The organism is Micrococcus sp. iso_26, from assembly GCF_056172975.1.
Genome location: NZ_CM149652.1, coordinates 1,411,554 through 1,437,909, shown reverse-complemented (window position 1 = coordinate 1,437,909; position 26,356 = coordinate 1,411,554). Strand labels below are relative to the sequence as shown.

Genomic DNA, 26,356 nt, shown 5'->3' with positions numbered 1-26,356 from the left:
GCGGCGGATCGACGGTCGGGCCCGCTCCCGGGCACCCCGCCGTGCGCACCCGCATCCTTCTCCTGCTCGTCTTCGTCCTGCTCGGCGGGCTCGCACTGCGGCTCGTCTACGTGCAGGGCATCGACCCCACGGGGCAGGCCGCGGCGGCCATGGACCAGCGCCTGACACACCAGGAGACCCTGCCGCAGCGCGGGTCCATCCTGGACCGCGACGGCGACGTGCTGGCCGCCAGCGTGCGCCGCTACGACATCGTCGTGGACCAGCGCCTCGTCAAGGACTTCAACGAATGGGACCGCGAGGCCCGGGAGACCGTGCTGGTGGACGTGGACTCCCGCCTGGCCAGCCTGGCCGAGGTGCTCGGCATGTCGGAGGAGGAGGTGCGCGAGGCCACCATCGGCTCCCGCCCGTACGCCGTGGTGCGTCGCTCCGTGACCCCGGAGGTGCGGGACAAGGCCATGGCGCTCAACGTGCCGGGCCTGCTCTCCGAGGCGGTGGACCGCCGCACCTACCCGAACGGGTCGGTCGCCGGCAGCATCATCGGCTTCATGGGTGGCGACGGCACCGCCCTCGAGGGCCTCGAGCTCAGCCAGGACGACGTCATGACCGGCACCCCGGGCACCCGCACGTTCGAGGTGGGCGCAGACGGCATCCGCATCCCCAACGCCCCGCTCGAGGAGGTTCCGGCCGTGGACGGCGCCGACCTGCGCCTGACCGTGGACAAGGACGCCCAGTGGTTCGCGCAGGAGACCCTCGGCGCCCTCGCCGCCGAGTACGAGGCGGAGTGGGCGAACGCCGTCGTGATGGACGTGAAGACGGGCGACGTGATCGTCATGGCGGACTCCACCACGGTGGACCCCGCCGACCCCGACGCCACCGAGGGGAACTTCCGCACCTCCACCGTGATGAGCACGCCGTACGAGCCGGGCTCCACGGGCAAGGCGCTGCCGATCGCGGCGGCCGTCGACGCCGGGAAGGTCACCGCCACGGACGGCTTCACCGTCCCCAGCAGCCAGGACTTCGACGGGCAGACCATCCGGGACTTCTCCCCGCACCCGACGTTCGACATGACCGTCGCAGGCATCTACGCGCGCTCCTACAACACGGGCACGGTGCAGATCGCCGAGAAGATCACGGACGAGCAGCGCTACGAGTACATGCGCTCCTTCGGGGTCGGCCAGCCCATCGACCTCGGCCTGCCGCAGCAGGCGGGCAGCGTGCTCGTCCCGCCCGAGCAGTGGGACGGCCGCCAGCGCCTGACCACGGCCTTCGGTCAGGGCTACACCCAGACCACCCTGCACACCGCCCAGATGTACCAGGCCCTCGCCAACGGCGGCGTGCTGATCCCGGCCCGGCTGATCGACGCCACGGTGGACGGCGACGGCGCGGAGAAGCGCTGGGAGTCGTCCGCGGAGCCCCACCGTGTGGTCTCCGAGGAGACGGCGGCGCAGATGCTCCGCATGATGGAGACCGTCGTGACGCAGGGCACCAGCAAGGCCGCCGCGATCCCCGGGTATCGCGTGGGCGGCAAGTCCTCCACCGCCGAGGCCGCGAGCGACACCGGCACGTACGACGGCTACAACCTCGGCTTCACCGCCGTCGCCCCGCTCGACGACCCCCGCTTCGTGGTGTCCGTGTCCCTGCATCGGCCGCCGTCGAAGCAGGGCTCCCGGGACGTGTCCATCGCGGCTGCCACGATCATGGAGTACATGCTCCGCCAGGCGGACGTGCCCGCCACCGGAGCCGAGCCGAACGACTACCGCGTCTTCGTGGACGATCCACAGGACCGGCCGTGGTGACCCACGCCGCCGGCCCCGAGCACCCCAGGAGCACCCCCATGACCACCCCGAGCGACCCCCCTGCGCCGCTGACCCCGGCCCAGCAGGACGCCGCCTTCCGGCCCTCCCACACCCCCGCCACGCCCTGGCCCGCCCTCGCACAGGCGCTGGCCGAGGCGGGGATCGCGGCCCACGTCCACGGCGCGGCCCCGGCCGACGGCGTCACGGGGGTCAGCCTCGACTCGCGTGTCGTGCGCCCGGGCGACCTCTACGTCGCCGTCCCGGGGGCGCACGCCCACGGTGCCGCGTTCGCGGCCACGGCGCTGGAGGCCGGCGCCGTCGGCGTCCTGACGGACGCGGCGGGCCGCGCGCTCTTGGCGGAGCAGGGCCTGGCCGACGTCCCGGTGCTCGAGGTCGACGCCGTGCGCACCGCCGCCGGCACCGTGGCGGCCCGCGTCTACGGCGGCGGGGGCGACGCCGGCCCGCGCCTGCTCGGCGTGACCGGCACCAACGGCAAGACCACCACGAGCTTCCTCGCCGCCGCCCTGCTCGAGGCCCTGGGGCGCCGGTCGGGCATCGTGGGCACGATCCTGATCCGCGCGGGGGAGCGGGAGGTCCCCTCCACGCTCACCACGCCCGAGGCCACCCAGCTGCACGCCCTCATGGCGCTCATGCGCGAGGAGGAGGTGGACACCGCCGTCATGGAGGTCTCCTCCCACGCCGTGGCGTACCAGCGGATCGCCGGCCTGCGCTACGCGGTGGCCGGGTTCACCAACCTGACCCAGGACCACCTGGACATGCACGGCTCGATGCAGGAGTACTTCGCGGCCAAGGCCGGTCTGTTCGACCCCGCCCGCACCGACCACGCCGTCATCACGCTCGACGGCGGCGAGGGGCCCCGCTGGGGCGTCGCCATGGCCCGGGCCGCCGGCGCTCCCGTCACCACGCTCGCCCTCGGGCCGGCCGCGCCGACGCCGGGCGCCCTGGCCGAACACGACCCCGGCCTCCGGGCGGACTGGGAGGTCGCCGAGCTCGCGCCGGACGGCCTCGGCCATCGCTTCACGCTGCGCCACGCGGCCACGGGCCGGGAGCTGCGGGCCTCCGTCGGTCTGCCGGGCCGCTTCAACGTGGCCAACGCGGCCCTCGCGGTCCTGCTCGTGCTGCACGCCGTGGGGGAGGAGCACCTGGACGCGCTCGCCGCCGTCCTGGACGTGCCCGCGGGCGAGGGCCCTCTGGCCGCCGCCGTCCCCGGACGGATGGAGGTCGTGGGCCGCGAGCCGGACGCCGTCGTCGACTTCGCGCACAACCCGGACGGCATAGTCCAGGCGCTGCGCTCCCTCGCCGACGCCCGGGCGGCGGCCGGGACGCGCGGCCGCACCCTGATCGTGTTCGGCTCCGCCGGTGACCGTGACCGTGACAAGCGGCCCGTGATGGGCGCGATCGCGGCCCGGGCGGCGGATGTGGTGATCGTCACCGACGACACCCCCCACTCGGAGGACCCGGCCCCGATCCGTGCCCACATCCTCGCCGGCGCCCGCGCCGAGGCCGACCGCATCGCGCGGGAGGAGGGCCGCACGGTCGTGATCGAGGAGGTGGCCGACCGTGCCGCGGCCATCCGCCGCGCCGTGGAGCTGGCGGGGCCGCAGGACGGCATCCTCCTGGCCGGCCGCGGGCACGAGACCACGATGGACTACGACGGCGAGCTCGTCCCGCTGGACGATCGGGTGGCCCTCCGCGAGGCCCTGGCAGCCCGTGTCGCGGCGGCCTCCGCCTCGGGCTCCGGCCCCGCCCGCGAGGGTAAGGTCATCGAGTCATGATCGCTCTCACCGCAGCCCAGATCGCCGAGGCCGTGTCCGGCACGCTCTCGGCCACCCTCGACCCCGCCACCGTGCTGGTGCACGTCACCCCCGACTCGCGGGAGGTCACCGCCGAGGGCACGCTCTACGTGGCGAAGCCGGGGGAGCGCGCCGACGGCCACGACTTCATCGACGCCGCGCTGGGCGCCGGCGCCGCCGCTGTGCTCGCCGAGCGCGCCACGCACGCCCCCGACGGCGCCGCGCACCCGGCGATCCTCGTGGAGGACGCCGTGCTCGCGATGGGCGCGCTCGCCCGGGAGGTCGTGCGCCGCGTCCGGGAGCACTCCCCGACCACCGTCATCGGCATCACCGGCTCGGCCGGCAAGACCACCACGAAGGACCTGCTCGCCGCCCTGCTGGCCACCCAGGGCCCCACCGTCGCACCGGTCGGCTCGTACAACGGCGAGGTCGGCGTGCCGCTCACGGTGTTCCGGGCGGAGCTGGACACGCGCTTCCTCGTGGTCGAGATGGGCGCGGACCACGTCGGCAACATCGCGTACCTCTGCGACCTCGTGCGCCCGGACATCGGCGTCGTGCTCATGGTGGGCACCGCCCACGCGGGCAGCTTCGGCGGCGTGGCGAACATCGCACGCACCAAGGGCGAGCTCGTGGAGGCCCTCGGCCCCGACGGCATCGCCGTCCTCAACCTCGACGACGAGCGTGTCGCCGGCATGGCGGCGCGGACCGCCGCCCCGATCACCTGGTTCACCGCGGACGAGCGGGGCGTCGCCCGCGCGGCCGAGGACGTGTCCGCCGGCCGCGCGTCAGGCCTCGTCGCCGCACGGGACGTGCGCGCCGACGACCAGGAGCGCCCCGTCTTCGACCTGCAGGTCGGGACGGATGGGGCCGCCCTGCGGCACCCGGTCGCCTCCGGACTGACCGGCCTGCACCACGTGCACAACGTGCTGGCCGCCGCCGCGGCCGCCCACGCCGCCGGCATGGACCCGGCCGAGATCGCCCGTGGTCTCGACGGGCTCGGACCCGCCAGCCGCTTCCGAATGGAGCGCACCGACCGCGCGGACGGCGTCACGGTCATCAACGACGCGTACAACGCCAACCCCGAGTCCATGCGCGCCGCGCTGCGGACGCTGGCCACCCTCGGCCGCTCCAGCGGCCGCCGCACCTGGGCCGTCCTGGGGGAGATGCTCGAACTCGGCGATGCCCGCGTCCGTGAGCACACCCTCGTGGGCGAGTCCGTGGTGCGCCTGAACATCGCCCAGCTGCTGGTGGTGGGCGCCGGAGCCCGGCCGCTCTACATCGGCGCCCTCAACGAGGGCAGCTGGGGCGAAGAGGCGCACTTCGTCGACGACGCCGCGCAGGCCGAGGCGTTCCTCACCGAGCACCTGCGCCCCGGCGACCTTGTCCTCGTCAAGTCCTCCAACGGCGTCGGGCTCGCGGCCCTCGGCGAGCGCCTCGCCACGGCCGACGCCGTCGCCGCCCCCTCCGCCTCCCCGAAGGAGTCCCGACCGTGATCGGACTGCTCATCGGCGGCGTGCTCGGCCTAATCCTCTCGGCCGCCGGCACCCCGCTGTTCATCAGGTTCCTCGTCAAGCGCGGATACGGCCAGTTCGTCCGCGACGACGGCCCGACCACCCACAAGACCAAGCGCGGCACGCCCACGATGGGCGGCGCGGTCATCATCGGCTCCATGGTGCTGGCGTACCTGATCACCCACGGGCTGCTCGCGGTGCTCGGCGTCGACTTCGGCGGGCCCACGGCCTCCGGCCTGATCCTGCTGCTGCTCACCGTGGGCATGGCCTTCGTCGGTTTCGTGGACGACTTCACGAAGATCACGAAGCAGCGCTCGCTCGGCCTGACGCCGCGCGGCAAGATCATCCTCCAGGCCCTGATCGGCACCGCCTTCGCCGTCCTCGCCCTGAACTTCCCGGACGAGCGGGGCCTGACCCCCGCCTCGACGGCGATCTCCTTCGCCCGGGACATCCCGTGGCTCGACCTGGCCTTCGCCGGACCCGCGATCGGCGTCATCCTGTTCGTGATCTGGTCGAACCTCATCACCACCGCCACCACGAACGCCGTGAACCTCACGGACGGCCTCGACGGGCTCGCCACGGGTGCCACCGCCATGATCACGGGCGCCTACGTTCTGATATCGCTCTTCCAGTCGAGCCAGTCCTGCGCGCTCGAGGGCACCCGCGGCTGCTACGAGGTCCGCGACCCCATGGACCTGGCCCTGCTCGCGGCGATCCTCACGGGCAGCCTGCTGGGCTTCCTCTGGTGGAACACCTCGCCGGCCAAGATCTTCATGGGGGACACCGGCTCCCTGGGCCTGGGCGGCGCCCTGGCCGGCTTCGCGATCTTCACGCGCACCGAGATCCTGGTGGCCGTGCTGGCCGGCCTCATGGTCGCGATCACGCTCTCCGTCATCATCCAGGTGGGCTGGTTCAAGGTCTCCGGCGGCAAGCGCGTGTTCCTGATGGCGCCGCTGCAGCACCACTTCGAGCTCAAGGGCTGGGCCGAGGTGACCGTCGTGGTCCGCTTCTGGCTGCTGTCCCTGATGTGCGTCACCGTGGGGCTCGCGATCTTCTACGGCGACTGGCTCATCCGCCAGGGCGGCCTCGCGGGGGTGACCCCGTGACCGGCCCCGCGTCCGACGCCGCGCCCGCACCGGTGCGCCGGCCCCGCGCCGACACCGCCCGCACCGCCGACCTCACGTCCTGGGACGCCCCGGGGTGGGCCGGCCTGCGCGTCGTCGTCACGGGCCTGGGCATCACCGGCTTCTCCGTGGCCGACACCCTGGCCGAGCTGGGCGCCGCCGTCGTGGTGGTGGACGGCGACGACGGCCCCGAGAACCGGGCGCGCGCCGAGACCCTGCGGATCGTGGGAGTCCGCGAGGTCCTGCTCGACCGGGCGGCCACGCAGGCGCTGCCCGAGGTCGACGGCGCCGCCGCGGACCTCGTCGTGACCTCCCCGGGCTGGCGTCCGGACCAGCCGCTGCTGATGGCCGCCCACGCGGCGGGCCTGCCGATCTGGTCCGACGTCGAGCTGGCCTGGCGGCTGCGCGAGCGCGCCGGCCGGAAGACCGCCGACTGGGTGTGCCTGACGGGCACGAACGGCAAGACGACCACCGTGACGATGGTCGAGGCCATCCTGCGGGCGGACGGCCGTCGGGCGGTGGCCTGCGGCAACGTCGGCACCCCCGTGCTCGACGCGATCCGCGACCCGGAGGGCTTCGACGTGCTCGCCCTCGAGCTCTCCAGCTTCCAGCTGCACTGGACGCACGGACTGGCGCCGGCGTCATCGGCGGTGCTGAACCTGGCCGAGGACCACGTGGACTGGCACGGCTCGATGGACGAGTACGCCGCCGCCAAGGGCAAGGTGTATGCGAACACGCGGGTGGCCTGCGTGTTCAACGAGCAGGACCCGCTGACCCGCACCCTCGTGGAGCGCGCGGACGTCCAGGAGGGCTGCCGCGCGATCGGCTTCACCACGGACACCCCGGGCCTGTCCGACATCGGCGTCGTGGACGGGATCCTCGTGGACCGTGCGTTCCTGGATAACCGGCGCCACGAGGCGATCGCCCTGGCCGAGCGCGCCGACCTGGGCCCGGTGGCGCCGCGCCACACCGTGGCCAACGCGGCCGCCGCGGCGGCGCTGACCCGGGCCGTCGGGGTGAGCCCCGCGGCCGTGGCCGAGGGCCTGCGCTCCTACGACCGCGGGGAGCATCGCATCCAGCTCGTGGCCACCTCCCGCGACGTGATGTGGGTCAACGATTCCAAGGCGACGAACCCGCACGCCGCGGACGCGTCGCTGGCGGCGTTCAGCTCCGTGGTGTGGCTGGCCGGCGGCCTGCCCAAGGGCGTGACCTATCACGAGCTGGTGGCCGCGCACGCCCACCGGCTCCGCGCGGTGGTGCTCCTGGGCAGGGACACCTCGGCCCTGCGCGCGGCCCTGGCCGCGCACGCCCCCGAGGTCCCCGTCCACGCCCCCCTCGCCACGGCCGACGGCACCGGCCCCGCCGACGGTGCGGCCGTGATGGCCGAGGCGGTGCGCGTGGCCGACGGCCTGGCCCGCCCCGGCGACACCGTGCTCATGGCGCCCGCCGCGGCGTCGATGGACCAGTTCCGCTCCTACGCGGCCCGCGGCGAGGCGTTCATCGAGGCCGTCGCCGGGCTGATGCGTGAGCACGGCTGGGACGTGCACGACGACGCCGCGCCCGACGCCGACTGACCCGCCGCCCACCCGACCGTCTCGCTTCCCCCGTGAGGAGGGCCATGTCCCCGATCGAGCTCCGCCCGGTGCGCTCCGGCGCGGACGACGACGCCCCCGAGCATCGGGAGCGGCTCCTGCGCCGGATGTGGCGGGTCCTCGAGGGTCGCCGCGCCCTCGACCTGTCGGTCCTGCTCATCAGCGGCTGCACCGCCCTGCTCACGGTGCTGGGCCTCGTGATGGTGCTCTCCTCGTCCTCCGTCGAGGCGATCGGCACCGGCGGCGGCTCGTACGCCCTGTTCCTGCGCCAGACCGCCTGGGCGGTGGCGGGCGTGGCGGCCCTGCTCGTGTTCTCGCGCCTGCCGGTGCGCGTCTTCAAGGCGCTCGCCTGGCCGGCGTTCGGCGTGGCCGTGATCCTGCTCGCGCTGGTCGCGTTCTCCCCGCTCGGGGTCACCGTGGGCGGCAATCGCAACTGGCTCGGCATCGGCGGGTTCAGGATGCAGCCCTCCGAGGCCGCCAAGCTCGCCCTGGCCCTGTGGGCGGCGGCGGTCCTGGAGCGCAAGCACCGCCTTGTCACCCAGGTGCGGCACGCGCTGATCCCGGTGCTGCCCGGCGGCCTGCTGCTGCTGGTCCTGGTGATGGCGGGCAGCGACCTCGGGACCGCGATCATCCTCGCGCTCGTGCTGGCCACGGTGCTGTACGTGGCCGGCACCCACTGGGGGGTCTTCCTCACCTTCCTGGCGCTGAGCGTGCTGAGCATCCTGGCCCTGACCCTCCTCGCCCCGCACCGCATGGTCCGGGTGCAGGCCTGGCTGGGGGACTGCTCCGACGCCACCGACCCCTGCTTCCAGCCGGCGCACGGGATGTACGCCCTGGCCTCGGGCGGCTGGTGGGGCGCGGGCCTCGGCCAGTCCCGCCAGAAGTGGAGCTACATCCCGGAGGCCGAGAACGACTTCATCTTCACCATCCTCGGCGAGGAGCTCGGGCTCGTGGGCACGCTGGTGGTGCTGCTGGCCTACCTCGGCCTGGCGATCGGCATCTACCGCGTCGCCTCCGGGACCACGTCCACGTTCATCCGCCTGTCCACGTGGGGGATCCTGGCCTGGCTCGTGGGCCAGGCGGCCGTCAACATCGCGATGGTCTCCGGGATCATCCCCGTGGTGGGCGTCCCGCTGCCCTTCATCTCCTATGGTGGTTCCGCGCTGACCCTGTCCTTGAGCGCGGTCGGCATCGTGCTGGCCTTCGCCCGCCACGAGCGTCGCCGTGCAGCGGAACCGGACGCCCGCCCGCAGGCGGGCGAGCCGGACACCGACCCCGTCCCCGTGATCCCCACCCCCGCCCTCCAGGAGCCCCGATGACGCAGACCTCTCATCCCTCCGGACCCCTGCGGGTGGTGCTGGCCGGCGGCGGCACCGCCGGCCACATCTCCCCGATGCTCGCGATCGCCCGCGCCCTGGAGGACGACGACGGCGGTCCCGTCGAGTGCACCATGGTCGGCACCGCCTCCGGCATGGAGACGCGTCTCGTCCCCGAGGCGGGCTACGAGCTCGACCTGATCGACCGGGTCCCGATGCCGCGCCGCCCGTCGATGGACGTCGTCCGCTTCCCGGCCCGCATGCGCGCCGCGGTCGCCACGGCGGCCCGGATCCTGCGGGACCGGCGCGCCGACGTCGTCGTGGGCGTGGGCGGCTACGTCGCCACCCCCGTGTACCTCGCCGCGTTCCGGGCCGGTGTGCCCGTGGTGGTCCACGAGGCCAACGCCCGCCCCGGCCTGGCCAACCGCATCGGCGCCCTGCGGGCCACGCACGTCGGCACCGCCCTGCCGGACACCCACCTCCGCGGCGCCCGCTGGGTGGGCATGCCGATGCGCCCCGAGATCTCCGGCCTGGACCGGGCGGCCGCCCGCCGTGCCGCCCGTGAGGCCCTCGGCCTCGACCCGGACCGGACCACCGTCGTGGTGACCGGCGGCAGCTCGGGTGCGCTGGCCGTGAACCGCACCGTGCGCGCCGCGCTGGGCGACCTCCTCGACGCCGGTCTGCAGGTTTTCCACCTGACCGGGCGGGACAAGGCCCTCACCGAGGACGACGGCAGCCTCCTGGTCCGGGACGGCTACGTCCAGCGGGAGTACCTGGCGGGCATGGAGCAGGCCTACGCCGCCGCCGACCTGATCGTCGCCCGCTCGGGCGCCGGCACGGTCTGCGAGGTGTCCGCGGTCGGCCTGCCCGCCGTCTACCTCCCCCTGCCCATCGGCAACGGCGAGCAGGCGCTCAACGCCCGCCCCGTGGTGGAGGCGGAGGGTGCGCTGCTCGTCCGCGACGACGCCTTCGGGCGCGCGTGGGTGCAGCGTCAGCTGATCCCGCTGGCGACCGACCCCGAGCGTCTGGCGCGCATGGGGGAGGCGGCCGCCCGCTTCGGCGTCCGGGACGCGGACGTCACCATGGCCGGCCTCGTGCGCTCGGCCGCCCAGGAAGGAGCCCGGCGATGAGCCGCGACGAGAGCACCCGTCCCGCGGCCGAGGGCCGCTTCGCCGACCTGGGCCGCGTGCACCTGCTGGGGATCGGCGGCGTGGGCGTGTCGGGGGTCGCCCGCATCCTCCAGGAGCAGGGCGTCGCGGTGTCCGGCTCCGACGCGAAGGACCTGCCCGTAATGCGCGAGCTCGCCGCGGGCGGCGCCCGGATCACGGTCGGCTACGACGCCGCGCACCTCGGCCGGGACGTCACCACGGTGATCGCCTCCTCGATCGCCGGGCCGGGCAACCCGGAGCACGACGCCGCCGTGGCACGCGGACTGCGCGTGCTGCACCGTTCCGAGGGCCTCGCCCTGGCCATGCGCGGCCACCGGGTGCTGGCCGTCGCCGGCACGCACGGGAAGACCACCACGTCCTCCATGGCCGCCATGGCCTTCTCCGACGCCGGCTGGGACCCCACGTTCGCCGTCGGCGCCGCCGTCGCCGGGCTCGGCACCAACGCCCGGGCGGGCCGGGGCGAGTGGTTCATCGCGGAGGCCGACGAGTCCGACGGCACCCTGGTGAACTACCCGAGCACGATCGGGATCGTCACGACCGTGGAGGCCGACCACCTGGACCACTACGGGACCGAGGAGGCGGTGCACCAGGTCTTCCGGGACTTCGCGGGCGGGCTGCCAGCCGCCGCCCAGGGCGGGGTCCTCGTGGCCTGCCTCGACGACGCCGGCGCGGCGGAGCTCGCCGCGTGGGCCCGTGACAACGCGGCCGCCGACGTCGTGACCTACGGCACGGCGCCCCGCGACGGCGTGGTGCCGGACCTGCTGGTCACCGACCTCGCGGTGGAGCCGGGCGAGACCGGAGTGGGCCAGCGCGCCACGTTCCGGATGGCGGACGGACCGGAGCGCACCCTGCACCTGCAGGTGCCCGGCCGGCACAACGCGCTGAATGCCGCCGCCGTGGTCCTGGCCGCCGTCCGGGCGGGCATGGCCTTCGAGGCCGCCGTGCGGGGCGTCGAGGCCTTCCGGGGCACGGCCCGCCGATTCGAGTTCCGTGGCGCCGCGCGCGGCGTGCGGGTCTTCGACGACTACGCGCACCACCCCACGGAGGTGGCCGCCGCGGTCTCCGCCGGCCGTGCCGTGGCCGGTGACGCCCGCGTGCACGTCCTGTTCCAGCCCCACCTGTTCTCCCGCACCCGGGACTTCGCCGCCGAGTTCGCCGCCGCCCTCTCCGGGGCGGACGTGGTGCGCGTGCTGCCCGTGTACGCGGCCCGGGAGGAGCCGATGCCCGGCGTCGACTCGTCCCTCATCGCCTCCCGCCTCACCACGGGTGCCGCCGAGGACCGCGTCGTCGCCGAGGACCGCGCCGAGGCGGTGCGCTCGCTCGCGGCGGGCGCCACGGCCGGCGACGTCGTCCTGACGATGGGCGCGGGGGACGTCACCGCCCTGGGTCCGGACCTGCTGGCCGAGCTCGGCCGGGACGCGGCGCCCGGCGTCGCCCACCCGTGAGGCGCGGCCGCGGGACGCCGCCGCCGGCCGGAACCGACGCCTCCACCGTCGTCCAGTTCCCGGGGCGCACCGCGCGCCGGCGCCGCGCCACCCGCTGGGGTGTGGCGGCCGCGGTGCTCGCGGTGCTGGGCGCCCTGGGCTGGGTCGTGCTCTTCTCGCGCGTGCTCGCGGTGGACCGCGTCGAGGTCACCGGCACCCGCCATGTCTCCGCCACCGCCGTCCAGGAGCGCCTGGAGCCCGTGTACGGCGTGCCGCTGTCCCGCGTCGGGGCCGGCCGTGTGGGCGAGCTGGTCGGCGGTCTGCCCGGGGTGGCCGAGGTCCAGACCGTGCCCCGCCTGCCCACCGGCCTGGAGGTCGTGGTCCGGGAGCACGAGGCGCGGGCCCGGCGGGACGGTGACGACGGCGCGCAGCTGCTGCTCGCGGACGGCACCGTCCTGACGAGAGTGCCGGAGGAGCGGCTCGAGGGCGAGGACCTCCCCGCGTTCTCGGAGGAGCTGGAGCAGCGGGCGCAGGAGGAGCGCGCCGAGGTGGCCGAGGTGCTGACCGCCCTGCCGGAGCCTGTGGCCGATCGTGTCGAGACCGCCGACTCCCGGGGCCCGGGCCAGGTCTATCTGGCGCTCGAGGGCGGGGTGACCCTGGTCTGGGGCGACGCGCAGGACGCCGGCCTCAAGGGGTCCGTGGCCGAGGCGTTCCTGGCGGACGAGCGGCACGGGTCCGCGGCGGGCGGCGTCGCCGAGATCGACGTCTCCGTTCCCACGCGGCCGATCACGCGCTGAACCGGGGCCACAGAAGTCTCCAGTAGAACGTGAAGGTGAAGGTCGGGGCGCGGGGCCTCGAGCGGGTCGGGGTGCCATCACCACGGCGGCTGGTCCTTATAGTTTCACGTGAAGGTTGAGTTGGAGGCCGTCTTTTCCGCGTAGACACGCCGTTTTCTTTTGCACGTGACGCGGGCCTCCCAGTACGGTGGACCCGAACGCGCGCGAGGCTCGCTTCACGCTGTACTTGAAGGTGTCCACCCCGGGTGGCCGCCGATCACCGGGGCGATGTGCCTCGCGCTGACCTCTCGAGATCTCGAACAAAGGGAACCAACACCGTGGCTGCACCCCAGAACTACCTGGCCGTCATCAAGGTCGTCGGCATCGGCGGCGGCGGCGTGAACGCCGTGAACCGCATGATCGAGGTGGGGCTCCGCGGCGTGGAGTTCATCGCCATCAACACGGACGCCCAGGCGCTGCTGATGTCGGATGCGGACGTGAAGCTGGACGTGGGCCGCGAGCTCACCCGTGGACTCGGCGCGGGCGCGAACCCCGAGGTGGGCCGCCAGGCCGCCGAGGACCACGCGGAGGAGATCGAGGAGGTCCTGCGGGGCGCGGACATGGTGTTCGTGACCGCGGGCGAGGGCGGCGGCACCGGCACCGGCGGAGCGCCCGTCGTGGCCCGCATCGCGCGCTCGCTCGGCGCCCTGACCATCGGCGTCGTGACCCGTCCGTTCACGTTCGAGGGCCGCCGTCGCGCCGGCTCCGCCGAGGCGGGCATCGACGCCCTGCGGGACGAGGTCGACACCCTCATCGTGATCCCGAACGACCGCCTGCTGTCCATCTCGGACCGCAACGTCTCGGTCATGGACGCCTTCCGTCAGGCGGACCAGGTGCTCCTTTCCGGCGTCCAGGGCATCACCGACCTGATCACCACCCCGGGCCTGATCAACCTCGACTTCGCGGACGTGAAGTCCGTGATGCAGGGCGCGGGCTCCGCGCTCATGGGCATCGGCCACGCGCAGGGCGAGGACCGCGCCGTCAAGGCGGCCGAGCTGGCGATCGCCTCGCCGCTGCTCGAGGCCTCCATCGACGGCGCGTACGGCGTGCTGCTCTCCATCCAGGGCGGCTCCGACCTCGGCCTCTTCGAGATCAACGAGGCCGCGCGCCTGGTCCAGGAGGTCGCCCACCCGGAGGCCAACATCATCTTCGGCGCGGTCATCGACGACGCCCTCGGCGACGAGGTGCGCGTGACCGTGATCGCCGCGGGCTTCGACAAGGTGGACGTCACCTCCGCCCCGGCCGCCCCGCAGGCCGGGCAGCAGCAGGCAGCCCCGCAGCGGGCCGCGGCCCCCGCGCAGCCGCAGCCCGTCCCCGCCCAGCCTCAGCCCGCCGCCCCGGCCCAGCCGCAGCAGGCCGAGCGCCCCGCCGTGCGCGGCACCGTGCCGCTGGCCCCGCAGGAGCAGCAGCCGCGCCGCCAGCAGGACCTGCCCACCGTGGTGGAGCCGGACCTCGGCGCCGGGTCCTCGGACCTGGATGTCCCGGACTTCCTCAAGTGATGGCCGCGGAGGGGCCGGCCGGGACCGCACGGGTCCCCGCCGGCCCCTTCGTGCACCGCGAGACCGTCCGCACCGCGACGGGCGCCGTGCACGTGGCCTGGACGTCCGTGGCCGCCGGCAACCTCGCGCTGCACGTGGTCCCGCCGGACGAGGCCGAAGGGCTCGCCCGCGTCAGCGCCGCCCGTCGCGCCCTGGAGCGCGTGATGGGGGTCCCCGAGGGCGCCACGCTCTATCTGGACCAGGTGCACTCGGCCGACGTCGTGTGGGCGGACGGACCCGGGCGCGGCGGTGCCCCGGCCCCCGTGGCCGACGCCGCCGTGAGCCGCGACGGGTCCCGGCCGCTGGCCGTCATGGTGGCCGACTGCCTCCCCGTGGTCGTCGTCGACGAGACGACCGGCGCGACCGCCGTGGCCCACGCCGGGCGGCGCGGGCTGCTGGACGGCGTCCTGGAGGCGACCGTCGATCGGCTTCTCTCCCTGCGCCCGGAGGTCGACCGGACCGGTCCCGGCCTGCGCGCCTGGATCGGCCCCGGCGTGTGCGGCCGCTGCTACGAGGTGCCCGCGGCCATGCGCGCCGGCGCCGCCGCCCGCCTCCCGTCGACCGCCGCCACCACGTCCTGGGGCACCCCCGCCCTCGACCTGCCCGCCGGTGCCGCGGAGGTCCTCCGTGCCCGCGGGGTGGCCGCCGCGACGATCGACGTGTGCACGCGGGAGGACGAGCGCCTGTTCTCGCACCGTCGAGCGCCTGGCGAGGGCCGGTTCGCCGGCCTCGTCTGGCGCGCCGACCCCGACGCCACCAGCCCGAGAGGAGACGCATGACCGCCCCCGCCACCGCCGGGCCGACCCCGACGGACCCCCGCGCCCGGGAGATCGCCGACGCGCTCGCCGCGGTGCACTCCCGCATCGTCGACGCCGCGCGGGACGCCGGGCGCGAGGCGGAGCCCGCGCTCGTCGTCGTGACCAAGACCCACCCCGCCGAGGACGTCGTGCGCCTCGCCGCGCTCGGCGTGACCGACGTGGGGGAGAACCGCGACCAGGAGGCCCGGCCCAAGGCCGAGGCCGCCGCCGCGGCCCTGGGGGTGGACGCCCCGCGCTGGCACTTCGTGGGCCAGCTGCAGACCAACAAGGCCAAGTACGTGGTGCGCTACGCGTCCGTGGTGGAGTCGGTGGACCGACCCGAACTGGCCGAGGCGCTCTCGCGGGCGCTCGTGCTGCGGCGCGAGCGCGAGCCCGAGGCCGCGATCCCCGACCTGGAGTGCCTCGTGCAGGTGGACGTCGACGACCGCGCCGACGAGGACCGTCCCGAGGGGATCGGTCCGCGCGGCGGCGCCCGCCCCGAGGACGTCGCCGCCCTCGCGGCCGTCGTCGCCGGCCTGCCGGGCCTGCGGCTGGGCGGGCTGATGTGCGTGGCACCGCGCGGCCTGGACCCGGAGGGCGCCTTCCGCCGGCTCGCAGCACTCGGCGCGCGCCTGCGGCAGACGCATCCGGAGGCCACCGCCCTGTCCATGGGCATGAGCGCGGACCTCGAGGCGGCCGTGCGCGCCGGGGCGACACAGGTGCGCATCGGCTCCGACGTTCTGGGGGCCCGGGACGCGGTGGGCTAACGTTGACCCCGCGCGTCCCGGCGGGACGCGACAGGACCGTGCGGACGCACGCGCACCGACGACGAACGACGGCGGCCCCCGGGGCCGGAGGACGTGGTGAAGGAAGACTCATGGCTGGTGCCCTGAAGAAGACGATGATCTACCTCGGCCTGGCCGACGGCGACGAGTACGACGAGCAGCCGCGTGCCGCCGAGCGGGAGCCCGCGCCCCGGCACGAGGTCGTCGAGGCGCGCCGCCCCGCGGAGCCGGACACCGACCCCCACATGGAGGCCGTCCGCCCCGCTGCGGTCCGCGATCCCGAGCCGGCCGAGCGGCCGGAGCCCGTGACCCCGTCCGGCTCCACCGCGGCCGATCCCGTCGAACCCCGGCGTCCGGCGCGTCCCGAGCCGGTCGACCCGGGCTACCGGGCCCCGGTGACCCCCATCAAGCGAGCCGCAGCGTCGTCTGCCGAAGGAGCCTCCGTGCACACCCTGTCCACCGTCCACCCCCGCTCCTACAACGACGCGAAGGCGATCGGCGAGGCCTTCCGCTCCGGCGTCCCCGTGATCATGAACGTGACCGACCTCGGTGAGAACGAGGCCAAGCGCCTCGTGGACTTCGCAGCCGGCCTCGTCTTCGGCCTGCACGGCTCGATCTCCCGCATCACCAGCAAGGTGTTCCTGCTGACCCCGGCCACCGTGGACGTCGTCGGCGCCGAGCAGGGCGAGTCCGGCGCGGCCGACTCCCCGTTCGACGGCGACTGAGGCGCCCATGCAGCTGCTCCTCGCCCTCGCCTACCTCGCCCTGACGGTGGTGCTCGCGGCACTGACCGTGCGGATCGTCCTGGACGTCACGCAGTCGTTCGCCCGCCACTGGCGCCCCACCGGGGCGGTCCTCGTGCTGGCCAGCGGCGTGTACGGGGCCACCGATCCGTTGCTGCGCCCCGTGCGTCGTGCCGTGCCGCCGGTGAACCTGGGCGGCATCGGCCTGGACGTGGCCTTCCTCATCGTGTTCCTCGGCGTCGTGCTGCTGCGGGTCCTGGTGCTGAGCCTGGCCGGCGTGGCCTGACCCCCGGCCCGGGGCGGCTGTCGGCCTCGGTGGTAGTCTTCGCGGCAGGATCGGCGCCGCCCCTCACCGGCGCGCCGGCCGCCGACGCGCCGGGCCGCCCGGCCGTCCCCGAGCACCGAGCAGAGAGCGAGACGGTTCCATGGCGCTGTCCTGGGAAGACGTGGTCAACAAGCAGTTCCAGCCCACGAAGTTCCGCGAGGGCTACGACCAGACCGAGGTGGATGACTTCCTCGACGAGATCGTGGCGGAGTTCAAGCGCCTGATCGCCCTCAACGAGCAGCTCGAGTCCGAGAACGCGGAGCTGCGCGCCGGCGGCGCCGCCCCGGCCGCCGGCCCCGCTGCGGACACCCCGGAGGCCGCCGCGACCCCGGCCTCCGCCGAGGAGTCGGCCCCGGCCGCCGCCCCCGAGTCCGCCGACGCGGCCGCGACCTCCGCCGCCGGCGTCCTGGCCATGGCCCAGCGGCTGCACGACGAGCACGTCGCCGCGGGCGAGCAGCGCAGCACCGAGCTCGTCGCCGAGGCCGAGGCCACCGCGGCCCGGCTCGTCAGCGACGCCGAGGAGCAGAAGGCCCGCACCCTCGAAGCCCTGGCCGAGGAGAAGGCCGGCCTGGAGGGCGAGGTCGAACAGCTGCGCAGCTTCGAGACCGACTACCGCAGCCGCCTCACCTCCTACATCGAGGGCCAGCTGCGCGAGATCCGCGCCCAGAAGCGCGTCGAGCCCCCCACGCCCACGGCGTGAGCCGAGCCGTCGACGCCGCGCCGGCCCCGCGATCCCCTCGCGCGGGCCGGCGAGCCGTGCTCACCGCCCTCATCGTGGCGGTGCTGGCCTACGCCCTCGACCAGCTGACCAAGTACGCGGTCGAGAGCACGATGCAGCTGGGGGACTCCGTCGCGGTGATCCCCGGGGTGCTGCGCTGGCACTACATCCTGAACCCGGGCGCGGCCTTCTCCATCGGCGAGGACCACACCTGGGTGTTCACCATCATCCAAGCCGTGGTGGCGGTCGCCGCCCTCGTCGGGATCGCCCGCGTGCGCTCGACGCCGTGGGCCCTGGCGCTGGGCGGGCTCGCCGGCGGCGTGCTCGGCAACCTCACGGACCGGCTGTTCCGGCCCCCGGCGTTCGGGCGCGGCCACGTGGTCGACATGATCTCCGTGCCGCACTTCGCGATCTTCAACGTGGCGGACTCGTTCATCGTCTGCTCCGTCATCGGCGTCGCCCTGCTCGTGATGACCGGCCGCCGCCTGGACGGCACACGGGAGGCGTGAGGACATGGGCATGAGACCGGGACTGACCGAGCGGCTCGAGGTCACCGAGGCCGAGGCGGGCCGGAGGGTCGACGCGGTGCTCGCCGACGCGTTCGGCGTCTCCCGCTCGCTGCTGGCGGACTGGTTCTCCCGGGGCCTGGTGCGGGCCGAGTCGCGCTCCGGCCGCCGGGACCGTGTCCTGGCCAAGTCCGCGAAGGCCGTGGCGGGGGAGACCCTCGCCGTCGACGTCCCCGACGACCCCGACCCCCTGGAAGTGAGGGCAGAGCGCGTGGACGCGCTGAGCATCCTGTACGAGGACGAGGACCTGGTGGCCGTGGACAAGCCCACCGGCGTGGCCGCGCACCCCTCGCCGGGCTGGGTCGGGCCCACCGTGGTGGGCGCCCTGGCCGCCCTCGGCTACGACATCACCACCTCGGGCGCCCCTGAGCGCCAGGGGATCGTGCACCGGCTCGACGTCGGCACCACCGGGGTCATGGTCGTGGCCAAGACCGAGCGCGCCTACACGGCCATGAAGGACCAGTTCCGCGAGCGCGTGCCGGAGAAGGTCTACCACGCCGTGGTCCAGGGCATCCCGGACCCGCTGAGCGGCACCGTGGACGCGCCCATCGGGCGGCATCCCGGCCACCACTGGAAGTTCGCGGTGCTCGAGGACGGCCGGCCGTCCGTGACCCACTACGAGACGCTCGAGGTGTTCGGCCGGGCCACCCTGCTCGAGGTCCACCTGGAGACCGGGCGCACCCACCAGATCCGCGTGCACACCTCGGCGCTGCGCCACCCGTGCGTCGGCGACCTCACGTACGGGGCGGATCCGCGCCTGGCGGCCGAGCTCGGGCTGACCCGCCAGTGGCTGCACGCCCACCGCCTGGCGTTCCCGCACCCGGTCACGGGGGAGCCGGTGACGATCACCTCCCCGTATCCGGACGACCTCGCCCACGCCCTGGCGGCGCTGCGCGGCGACGAGGACTGAGCCTGCACCGTCGATGTGACCCCCGTCCCGGTCCGGCCCCGCCGCCCGGGCACCACGAGTAGGCTGGTGCGGCCCTGCCGTCCTCCCCGTCGAAAGGCCCACCCCGCATGACCGTGTCCGCCGACGCCCGCCCCGACGCCGTGAAGGACGGCGGCTTCGTCCACCTGCACACGCACACCGAGTACTCCATGCTCGACGGCGCCGCGAAGCTGGACGACCTGTTCGCCGAGGCCCAGCGGCTGGGCATGGACTCGCTGGCCATCACGGACCACGGCTACCTCTTCGGCGCCTACGACTTCTGGTCCAAGGCGAAGGCGGCGGGCGTCAAGCCGATCATCGGGCTCGAGGCCTACGTGGCCCCCGGGCAGCAGCACCGCACGGACAAGGAGAAGACCCGCTGGGGCGAGCCCCACCAGCGGGGGGACGACGTGTCCGGCGGCGGTGCGTACACGCACATGACGCTGCTGAGCGAGACCACCGAGGGGATGCACAACCTGTTCCGGATGGGCTCGATCGCCTCGCTGGACTCGGTGTACGCCAAGTGGCCGCGGCTGGACCGGGAGCTGCTGAGCCAGTACTCGAAGGGTCTGATCGCCACCACGGGCTGCCCCTCCGGCGAGGTGCAGACGCGCCTGCGCCTGGGCCAGTACCGGGAGGCGATGCAGGCGGCCTCGGACTTCCGGGACATCTTCGGCAAGGACAACTACTACTGCGAGATCATGCACCACGGCCTCGACATCGAGCGCCGGGTGATGACGGACCTGCGCCGGCTCGCCAAGGACCTGGGCCTGCCGTTCGTGGCCACGAACGACCTGCACTACACCCACGAGCACGACGCCAAGGCGCACGAGGCGCTGCTGGCCCTGCAGTCGGGCTCGAAGCTCAACGAGCCCAGCTACGACCAGGGCGGCTCCCGCTTCGCGTTCTCCGGCACCGAGTACTACCTGAAGTCCCCGCGGCAGATGCGCGAGCTCTTCGCGGAGCTGCCCGAGGCCTGCGACAACACGCTGCTCATCGCCGAGCGGTGCGAGGTCGAGTTCGACACGAAGGCCAACTACATGCCGGTCTTCCCCACGCCGGAGGGCGAGGACGAGACCAGCTGGCTCATCAAGGAGGTCGCCTCCGGTCTGGCCTACCGCTACCCGGACGGCGTGCCGGACCACGTGCGCAAGCAGGCGGACTACGAGCTGGACGTCATCATCTCGATGGGCTTCCCCGGGTACTTCCTCGTCGTGGCCGACTTCATCAACTGGGCCAAGGAGAACGGCATCCGGGTGGGCCCGGGCCGTGGCTCGGGCGCCGGATCGATGGTGGCGTACGCGCTGCGCATCACGGACCTGGACCCGCTCAAGCACGGGCTGATCTTCGAGCGGTTCCTCAACCCGGACCGCGTGTCCATGCCCGACTTCGACGTCGACTTCGACGACCGCCGTCGCTCCGAGGTGATCGACTACGTCACCCGCAAGTACGGCGACGAGCGCGTCACCATGATCGTCACGTACGGCACCATCAAGACCAAGCAGGCCCTGAAGGACTCGGCCCGCGTGATGGACCAGCCGTTCTCGATGGGCGAGTCCCTCACCAAGGCGCTGCCGCCGGCGGTGATGGCCAAGGACATCCCGCTCAAGGACATCGAGGACCCCGCGGCCCCGCGCTACGGGGAGGCCGCGCCCTTCCGCGAGCTGATCGCCACGGACCCGGTGGCGAAGGAGGTCTTCGAGACCGCCAAGGGTCTCGAGGGTCTGAAGCGGCAGTGGGGCGTGCACGCGGCCGGCGTGATCATGTCCTCGGTGCCGGTGATCGACGTCATCCCGATCATGCGTCGTCTCCAGGACGGCCAGGTCATCACCCAGTTCGACTACCCGATGGCGGAGTCCCTGGGCCTGATCAAGATGGACTTCCTGGGGCTGCGCAACCTCACGATCATCTCGGACGCGCTCGAGAACGTGAAGGCGAACCAGGGCGTGGACCTGGACCTGGAGACCCTCGACGTGGACGACCCGGCGGCCTACGAGCTGCTGGCCCGCGGCGACACCCTCGGCGTGTTCCAGCTCGACGGCGGCCCCATGCGCTCGCTGCTGAAGATGATGCGCCCGGACAACTTCGAGGACATCTCGGCGACCATCGCCCTGTACCGCCCCGGCCCCATGGGCGCGAACTCGCACACCAACTACGCGCTGCGCAAGAACGGGCAGCAGGAGATCACCCCGATCCACCCGGAGCTGGAGGAGCCGCTGCGGGAGATCCTGGACACCACCTACGGCCTGATCGTGTATCAGGAGCAGGTCATGGCGATCGCCCAGAAGGTGGCGGGCTACTCGCTCGGCCAGGCCGACATCCTGCGCCGCGCGATGGGCAAGAAGAAGAAGTCGGAGCTGGACAAGCAGTACGAGGCGTTCCACCAGGGCATGCTGGACCGCGGCTACTCGGAGGCCGCGGTGAAGGCCCTGTGGGACATCCTGCTGCCCTTCTCGGACTACGCGTTCAACAAGGCGCACTCGGCCGCCTACGGCCTGGTCTCCTACTGGACGGCCTACCTCAAGGCGCACTACCCGGCGGAGTACATGGCGGCGCTGCTCACCTCGGTGGGCGACGACAAGGACAAGCTGGCCATGTACCTCAACGAGTGCCGCCACATGGGCATCACGGTGCTGCCCCCGGACGTGAACGAGTCCCACCTGACCTTCACCCCCGTCGGCCGGGACATCCGCTTCGGCATGGGCGCCGTCCGCAACGTGGGCGCCAACGTGGTCAAGGGCATGGTCCAGGCGCGCGAGGACAAGGGCTCGTACACGGGCTTCGGCGACTTCCTGGCGAAGGTGCCGCTCGTGGTGTGCAACAAGCGCACCATCGAGTCCATGATCAAGGCCGGCGCCTTCGACTCCCTCGGCTACGCCCGCCGCGCCCTGCTGGCCGTGCACGAGGAGGCCGTGGACGCCACCGTGGCGCAGAAGCGCAAGGAGGATCACGGCGAGTTCACCTTCGACCTGTTCGCGCTCGGCGGCGGCGACGAGGACGACTCCGACGCCGCGGACGGCGTCGCCGTCCCGGACCTGCCGGAGTGGGCGAAGAAGGAGAAGCTCGCGTTCGAGCGCGAGATGCTGGGCCTGTACGTGTCCGACCATCCGCTGCAGGGCCTCGACGGCGTCCTGGCCCAGCACGCCGACGTCCAGATCACCCGCGTGCTCGACGACGACGGGCCCGCCGACGGCGCGATCGTCACCATCGCGGGCCTGATCACCACGCTCGAGCGCCGCATCGCCAAGTCCTCGGGCAACGCGTACGCGCGCTGCGAGATCGAGGACCTCGGCGGCTCGATGGACGTCATGTTCTTCGGCCAGGTGTATGCGCCCATCGCGATGATGCTGGCCGAGGACCTCGTCGTCGCCGTCAAGGGCAGGGTGCAGCGCCGGGACGACGGGTCGGTGTCCCTGTCGGCGATGGAGCTGACCATCCCGGAGCTCTCGGACGGCCCCGGCGGCCCCGTGCGGATCACGCTGCCCGCGTTCAAGGCCACGGAGCAGGTCATGGGCCAGCTGGCGGACGTGCTGCGCACCCACGAGGGCTCCTCGGAGGTGCGGCTGTCCCTGGTGGGCCAGCGTGCCACGCAGGAGTTCCAGCTGGGCCCGCAGTTCCGGGTGAGCCCGAACCCGGCGCTGTTCGGGGACCTCAAGATCCTGCTGGGTCCGGCCTGCCTCGGCTGAGCGGACGTAGCATGGGAGTGCCCCGCCCAGGAGGAGAGAGCTGATGCACTGCCCGTTCTGCCGTCATGAGGACTCGCGCGTGGTGGATTCACGCTCCCTCGACGACGGCTCCGCCATCCGTCGGCGTCGGCAGTGTCAGGCCTGCGGCAAGCGGTTCACCACCATGGAGACCACCGCCCTGACCGTCGTCAAGCGCTCCGGGGTGGCGGAGCCGTTCGACCGCTCCAAGGTGATCAACGGCGTCCGGAAGGCGTGCCAGGGGCGGCCGGTGACGAGCGACGACCTGGCCATGCTCGCCCAGGAGGTCGAGGAGACGGTCCGTGCCACGGGCAACGCCGAGGTGGACGCCCACGACGTCGGCCTGGCCATCCTCGATCCGCTGCGCCGTCTCGACCAGGTGGCCTTCCTGCGCTTCGCCTCCGTCTACCGGGACTTCGAGTCCCTCGACGACTTCGAGGAGGCCATCGCGGAGCTCCGGGCCGGTGACGGGGACGACCGCGGCCGTCCCGCCGTGCAGCCGCGGCTGTTCACCCGCTGACCTGGGCCGATGCGACGGCGCCGCCGGGATCGACGGTGCAGTGGTGCGCACGGCCTCCAGACGCTACAGTGATCCCCGGGCCGACCTCGGTCGGCCCGGCAAGACTGCCGAGGGCGGTTCCGGAGGGGAAGCCGGAACCGCCCTCGGTGTCTGCGCCCTCAGTTGCCGTCGGCGAGCGAGCCGTGCGCGGCCAGGGCGGCGCCCACGATGCCCGCGTTGTTCTGCAGCTGGGCCGGGACGATCGGGGTGCGCAGGCGCAGCAGCGGCAGGTAGTCGTCCGGCCGCTTGGAGATGCCGCCGCCGACGATGAACAGGTCGGGCGAGAAGATCCGCTCCACGTGGGAGAAGAAGCGCTGCAGTCGCTCGGCGTACTCGGCCCAGCTGAGCTGATCGCGCTCCCGGGCCTTCGCGGAGGCCCGCGACTCGGCCATCACGCCGTCGAGCTCCAGGGAGCCGACCTCGAAGTTCGGGACGAGCACGCCGTCGTGGATCATCGCGCCGCCGATGCCGGTGCCGAGGGTGATCACGTGCACCAGGCCGCGCACGCCCCGCCCGGCCCCGTAGCGGGCCTCCGCGAGGCCGGCCGCGTCGGCGTCGTTGACCACGGTCACGGGGCGGCGCAGGTGCTCCTCGAACGTGCCGCGCAGGTCCGTGCCGATCCACGAGTGGTCGATGTTGTTCGCGGACAGGCACACCCCGTCCTTGACGATCGAGGGGAAGCACACACCCAGCGGGGCGGAGGGCTTCGGCGCCTTCTCGCGCCCGTCGAGCTCGGCGGTGATGGCCGCCAGGGTCGCCGCCACTGGCTCGGGCATGGCCGGCTGCGGCGTGGGGATGCGGAAGCGGTCCCCGCGCAGGGTGCCGGCCTTCGGCCCCGACCCGAGGCGGACCAGGCCGCCCTTCATGCCGGTCCCCCCGACGTCGATGCCGATCGTCGTGGGGTATTTGGAGGAGCGCTGGGCGGTGCTGGTGTGCGTCGTCACGGCCCCCAGCTTAGTGCCGGGTCACGGCAGCGTGAGAATCTCCGCGCCGTCGTCCGTGACCACGATCGTGTGCTCGAACTGCGCGGTGCGACGGCGGTCGCGGGTCACCACGGTCCAGCCGTCGTCCCACTGGTCCCACTCGATCGTGCCGAGGGTGAGCATCGGCTCGATGGTGAACACCATGCCGGGCACGAGCAGGCGGTCGTGGGCCGGGGCCGCGTCGTAGTGGGGGATCACGAGGCCGGAGTGGAAGTCCACGCCCACGCCGTGGCCGATGAAGTCGCGCACCACGCCGTAGCCGAAGCGCTTGGCGTAGGACTCGATGGCGCGGCCGATCACGTTGACCTGACGGCCGGGCTTCACGGCGCGGATGCCGCGGCGCAGGGCCTCCTCGGTGCGCTCGACGAGCAGCCGGGACTCCTCGTCCACGTCGCCGACCAGGTAGGTGCGGTTGTGGTCCCCGTGGACGCCGTCCAGGTACGCGGTGATGTCCAGGTTGACGATGTCCCCGTCCTCCAGGACGGTGCCGTCCGGGATGCCGTGGCAGATGACCTCGTTGATCGAGGTGCAGATGGACCGCGGGAAGCCGCGGTAGCCCAGGCAGGACGGGTAGGCGCCGCGCTCCACGAGGAAGGCGTGCGCGATCCGGTCCAGCTCGTCCGTGGTGACGCCCGGGCGGATGTGGGCGGCGGTGTGCTCCATGGCCTGCGCGGCCAGGCGGCCGGCGGCGCGGATCCGCTCGATGCCGGCGGCGTCGTAGACGTCCGAGGCGTTGCCCTCGTCCGGGGTGGCCTTGCCGACGTACTCGGGGCGCGGGATCGCGGCCGGCACGGGCGGGGCGGGGGACGGGGCCCCGGGCGTCAGAGTGCCGACGGGGGCGAGCGACCCGGGCTCCGGTGCGGTGGGGCCCGCGGGGCGGGGACCGTTGTGGCTGGACGGGACGGCGGGGTTCTGACGCTGGGACATGTCCTCCAGCCTATCGGCCCGGCTATTGTGGCCCCCATGACCGAGACGAGCGAGTTCTGGTACAACGTCAACACGCATCAGGTGGAGGTGGGCGCCCAGTCGGACTGGTCCCAGCTGCTGGGCCCGTTCGGCACCCGTGAGGAGGCCCAGGCCGCGATGGACCGCGTGCGGGCGAACAACGAGGCCGCCGACGCGGAGGACGCGCGCGACGACGACTGGGACAGCCGTCCCGTCGACGACGCCTCCTGACCGCGACGCCGGACGACACCGGGCCCCCGTCCTGAGGGACGGGGGCCCGGTCGTCTCACAGGGCGGGTTCAGCCCTCGAAGCCGTGCTCCGGGGCCGGGAACGCGCCGTCGAGCACGTCCGCGCGATAGGCCCGGACCGCCTCACCCACGACCTCGTGCAGGCGGGCGTACTGACGGACGAACCGGGGCACCCGGCCCTCGCGCAGGCCGAGCATGTCCTGCCACACGAGCACCTGGCCCGTGGTGCCCGGGCCCGCGCCGATGCCCACGGTGGGCACCCGCAGCGCGGCGTCGACGGCGGCGGCGACGTCCGAGGGGACCATCTCCATCAGGACGGCGAACGCCCCCGCGGCCTCGAGGGCCCGGGCCGACGCCGTCATCCGCTCGGCCGCCCCCGCGCCGCGGCCCTGCACCCGGTAGCCGCCGAGCACGTGCTCGGACTGCGGGGTGAAGCCGATGTGGGCCATGACCGCGACGCCGGCTGCCGTCATCGCGGCCACGTGCTCGGCGAAGCGCTCGTCGCCCTCCACCTTGACGGCGTGCGCGCCGGACTCCTTCACGAGGCGCACGGCCGACTCGACGGCCTGCCGCGGGGAGGCCTCGTACGAGCCGAAGGGCAGGTCCGCGACCACGAGGGCACGCTCGGCACCGCGCACCACGGCCTGGGTGAACAGGATCATCTGGTCCAGGGTGACCGGCAGGGTGGTGGGATGGCCCAGCACGGTGTTGCCCACCGAGTCGCCCACGAGCAGCACCTCGACGCCGGCCTCGTCGAACAGGGCCGCCGTCATCGCGTCGTAGGTGGTGAGCATCGCGAAGCGCCGGCCCTCGTCCTTGGCCCGCTGCAGGTGGACCGTCCGGTACCGGGACGGGGCGGGCGGCCCGTAGGGGGCGGTGTCGTCAGGCTGCCGGGGGGACTGGGGAGCAGACATGGGCCGGAGTCTACGCGGCG

General features: G+C 73.7%; 23 protein-coding genes. 20 read left to right on the top strand and 3 right to left on the bottom strand.

The window, feature by feature from the left end:
- Positions 1–41: 41 nt before the first annotated feature.
- From AC0VX0_RS06555 to nrdR, 19 genes are all read left to right on the top strand, one after another.
- Positions 42–1,796, top strand: a complete 1,755-nt coding sequence (locus AC0VX0_RS06555) for a peptidoglycan D,D-transpeptidase FtsI family protein (RefSeq protein ID WP_312026028.1) — start codon at positions 42–44, stop codon at positions 1,794–1,796.
- 38 nt (positions 1,797–1,834) lie between these two features.
- Entirely contained in the window at positions 1,835–3,592 is a 1,758-nt protein-coding gene (locus AC0VX0_RS06550; RefSeq protein ID WP_101966016.1) for a Mur ligase family protein, read from the top strand.
- Positions 3,589–5,103, top strand: a complete 1,515-nt coding sequence (locus AC0VX0_RS06545) for a UDP-N-acetylmuramoyl-tripeptide--D-alanyl-D-alanine ligase (RefSeq protein WP_207476588.1) — start codon at positions 3,589–3,591, stop codon at positions 5,101–5,103. The genes AC0VX0_RS06550 and AC0VX0_RS06545 overlap by 4 nt, the downstream gene beginning before the upstream one ends.
- Positions 5,100–6,227, top strand: a complete 1,128-nt coding sequence (mraY, locus tag AC0VX0_RS06540; protein WP_207476586.1) for a phospho-N-acetylmuramoyl-pentapeptide-transferase — start codon at positions 5,100–5,102, stop codon at positions 6,225–6,227. The genes AC0VX0_RS06545 and mraY overlap by 4 nt, the downstream gene beginning before the upstream one ends.
- Positions 6,224–7,819, top strand: coding sequence for a UDP-N-acetylmuramoyl-L-alanine--D-glutamate ligase (gene murD, locus AC0VX0_RS06535; RefSeq protein WP_169577779.1), 1,596 nt, complete (start codon positions 6,224–6,226; stop codon positions 7,817–7,819). Before mraY ends, murD begins: the two co-directional genes overlap by 4 nt.
- A 44-nt stretch (positions 7,820–7,863) precedes the next feature.
- Positions 7,864–9,156 (top strand): putative lipid II flippase FtsW, encoded by a 1,293-nt coding sequence (ftsW, locus tag AC0VX0_RS06530; protein WP_102708626.1) that lies wholly within the window; start codon positions 7,864–7,866, stop codon positions 9,154–9,156.
- Positions 9,153–10,283 (top strand): undecaprenyldiphospho-muramoylpentapeptide beta-N-acetylglucosaminyltransferase, encoded by a 1,131-nt coding sequence (murG, locus tag AC0VX0_RS06525; RefSeq protein ID WP_144819694.1) that lies wholly within the window; start codon positions 9,153–9,155, stop codon positions 10,281–10,283. Before ftsW ends, murG begins: the two co-directional genes overlap by 4 nt.
- A complete protein-coding gene (murC, locus tag AC0VX0_RS06520) occupies positions 10,280–11,767 on the top strand; it encodes a UDP-N-acetylmuramate--L-alanine ligase (protein ID WP_060974016.1) in 1,488 nt (495 codons plus the stop codon). Before murG ends, murC begins: the two co-directional genes overlap by 4 nt.
- Positions 11,764–12,543 (top strand): cell division protein FtsQ/DivIB, encoded by a 780-nt coding sequence (locus tag AC0VX0_RS06515; protein ID WP_240756374.1) that lies wholly within the window; start codon positions 11,764–11,766, stop codon positions 12,541–12,543. The genes murC and AC0VX0_RS06515 overlap by 4 nt, the downstream gene beginning before the upstream one ends.
- Before the next feature lie 317 nt (positions 12,544–12,860).
- The gene (ftsZ, locus tag AC0VX0_RS06510; RefSeq protein WP_169577780.1) at positions 12,861–14,081 is read left to right on the top strand and encodes a cell division protein FtsZ; all 1,221 of its coding nucleotides are present in this window, start codon (positions 12,861–12,863) and stop codon (positions 14,079–14,081) included.
- Positions 14,078–14,899 (top strand): purine nucleoside phosphorylase YfiH/LACC1 family protein, encoded by an 822-nt coding sequence (locus AC0VX0_RS06505; RefSeq protein ID WP_102708623.1) that lies wholly within the window; start codon positions 14,078–14,080, stop codon positions 14,897–14,899. The genes ftsZ and AC0VX0_RS06505 overlap by 4 nt, the downstream gene beginning before the upstream one ends.
- Entirely contained in the window at positions 14,896–15,684 is a 789-nt protein-coding gene (locus AC0VX0_RS06500) for a YggS family pyridoxal phosphate-dependent enzyme (RefSeq protein ID WP_101966004.1), read from the top strand. Before AC0VX0_RS06505 ends, AC0VX0_RS06500 begins: the two co-directional genes overlap by 4 nt.
- A gap of 110 nt (positions 15,685–15,794) precedes the next feature.
- Entirely contained in the window at positions 15,795–16,427 is a 633-nt protein-coding gene (locus tag AC0VX0_RS06495) for a cell division protein SepF (protein ID WP_101966003.1), read from the top strand.
- A 7-nt stretch (positions 16,428–16,434) separates the two neighbouring features.
- Complete coding sequence (locus tag AC0VX0_RS06490) at positions 16,435–16,731, top strand: YggT family protein (RefSeq protein ID WP_100059287.1); 297 nt, start codon at positions 16,435–16,437, stop codon at positions 16,729–16,731.
- 139 nt (positions 16,732–16,870) lie between these two features.
- Positions 16,871–17,470 carry a DivIVA domain-containing protein gene (locus tag AC0VX0_RS06485; RefSeq protein WP_036314182.1) on the top strand — a complete coding sequence of 200 codons (600 nt, stop codon included), beginning with the start codon at positions 16,871–16,873 and terminating at the stop codon, positions 17,468–17,470.
- 56 nt (positions 17,471–17,526) lie between these two features.
- Positions 17,527–17,997: a signal peptidase II gene (gene lspA / locus AC0VX0_RS06480; RefSeq protein ID WP_036314214.1), complete on the top strand. Its 471-nt coding sequence runs from the start codon at positions 17,527–17,529 to the stop codon at positions 17,995–17,997.
- Between the two features lie 4 nt (positions 17,998–18,001).
- The gene (locus AC0VX0_RS06475; protein WP_078025836.1) at positions 18,002–18,964 is read left to right on the top strand and encodes an RluA family pseudouridine synthase; all 963 of its coding nucleotides are present in this window, start codon (positions 18,002–18,004) and stop codon (positions 18,962–18,964) included.
- Between the two features lie 107 nt (positions 18,965–19,071).
- Complete coding sequence (dnaE, locus tag AC0VX0_RS06470) at positions 19,072–22,668, top strand: DNA polymerase III subunit alpha (RefSeq protein ID WP_049146940.1); 3,597 nt, start codon at positions 19,072–19,074, stop codon at positions 22,666–22,668.
- A gap of 43 nt (positions 22,669–22,711) precedes the next feature.
- Positions 22,712–23,206 (top strand): transcriptional regulator NrdR, encoded by a 495-nt coding sequence (nrdR, locus tag AC0VX0_RS06465; protein WP_002855838.1) that lies wholly within the window; start codon positions 22,712–22,714, stop codon positions 23,204–23,206.
- 158 nt (positions 23,207–23,364) lie between these two features.
- Here the strand turns inward: nrdR and ppgK are convergent, their stop codons facing one another.
- Both ppgK and map read right to left on the bottom strand, forming a co-directional pair.
- A complete protein-coding gene (gene ppgK, locus AC0VX0_RS06460) occupies positions 23,365–24,189 on the bottom strand; it encodes a polyphosphate--glucose phosphotransferase (RefSeq protein WP_049146942.1) in 825 nt (274 codons plus the stop codon).
- Positions 24,190–24,210: 21 nt separating this feature from the next.
- Positions 24,211–25,155, bottom strand: a complete 945-nt coding sequence (map, locus tag AC0VX0_RS06455; RefSeq protein WP_082836650.1) for a type I methionyl aminopeptidase — start codon at positions 25,153–25,155, stop codon at positions 24,211–24,213.
- Between the two features lie 36 nt (positions 25,156–25,191).
- Between map and AC0VX0_RS06450 the strand changes: the two genes are divergently transcribed.
- Entirely contained in the window at positions 25,192–25,404 is a 213-nt protein-coding gene (locus AC0VX0_RS06450; RefSeq protein ID WP_036340724.1) for an SPOR domain-containing protein, read from the top strand.
- A gap of 68 nt (positions 25,405–25,472) precedes the next feature.
- Here AC0VX0_RS06450 and panB read toward each other — a convergent pair whose 3' ends face one another.
- Positions 25,473–26,336 (bottom strand): 3-methyl-2-oxobutanoate hydroxymethyltransferase, encoded by an 864-nt coding sequence (gene panB, locus AC0VX0_RS06445; RefSeq protein WP_070708815.1) that lies wholly within the window; start codon positions 26,334–26,336, stop codon positions 25,473–25,475.
- Positions 26,337–26,356: the final 20 nt, after the last annotated feature.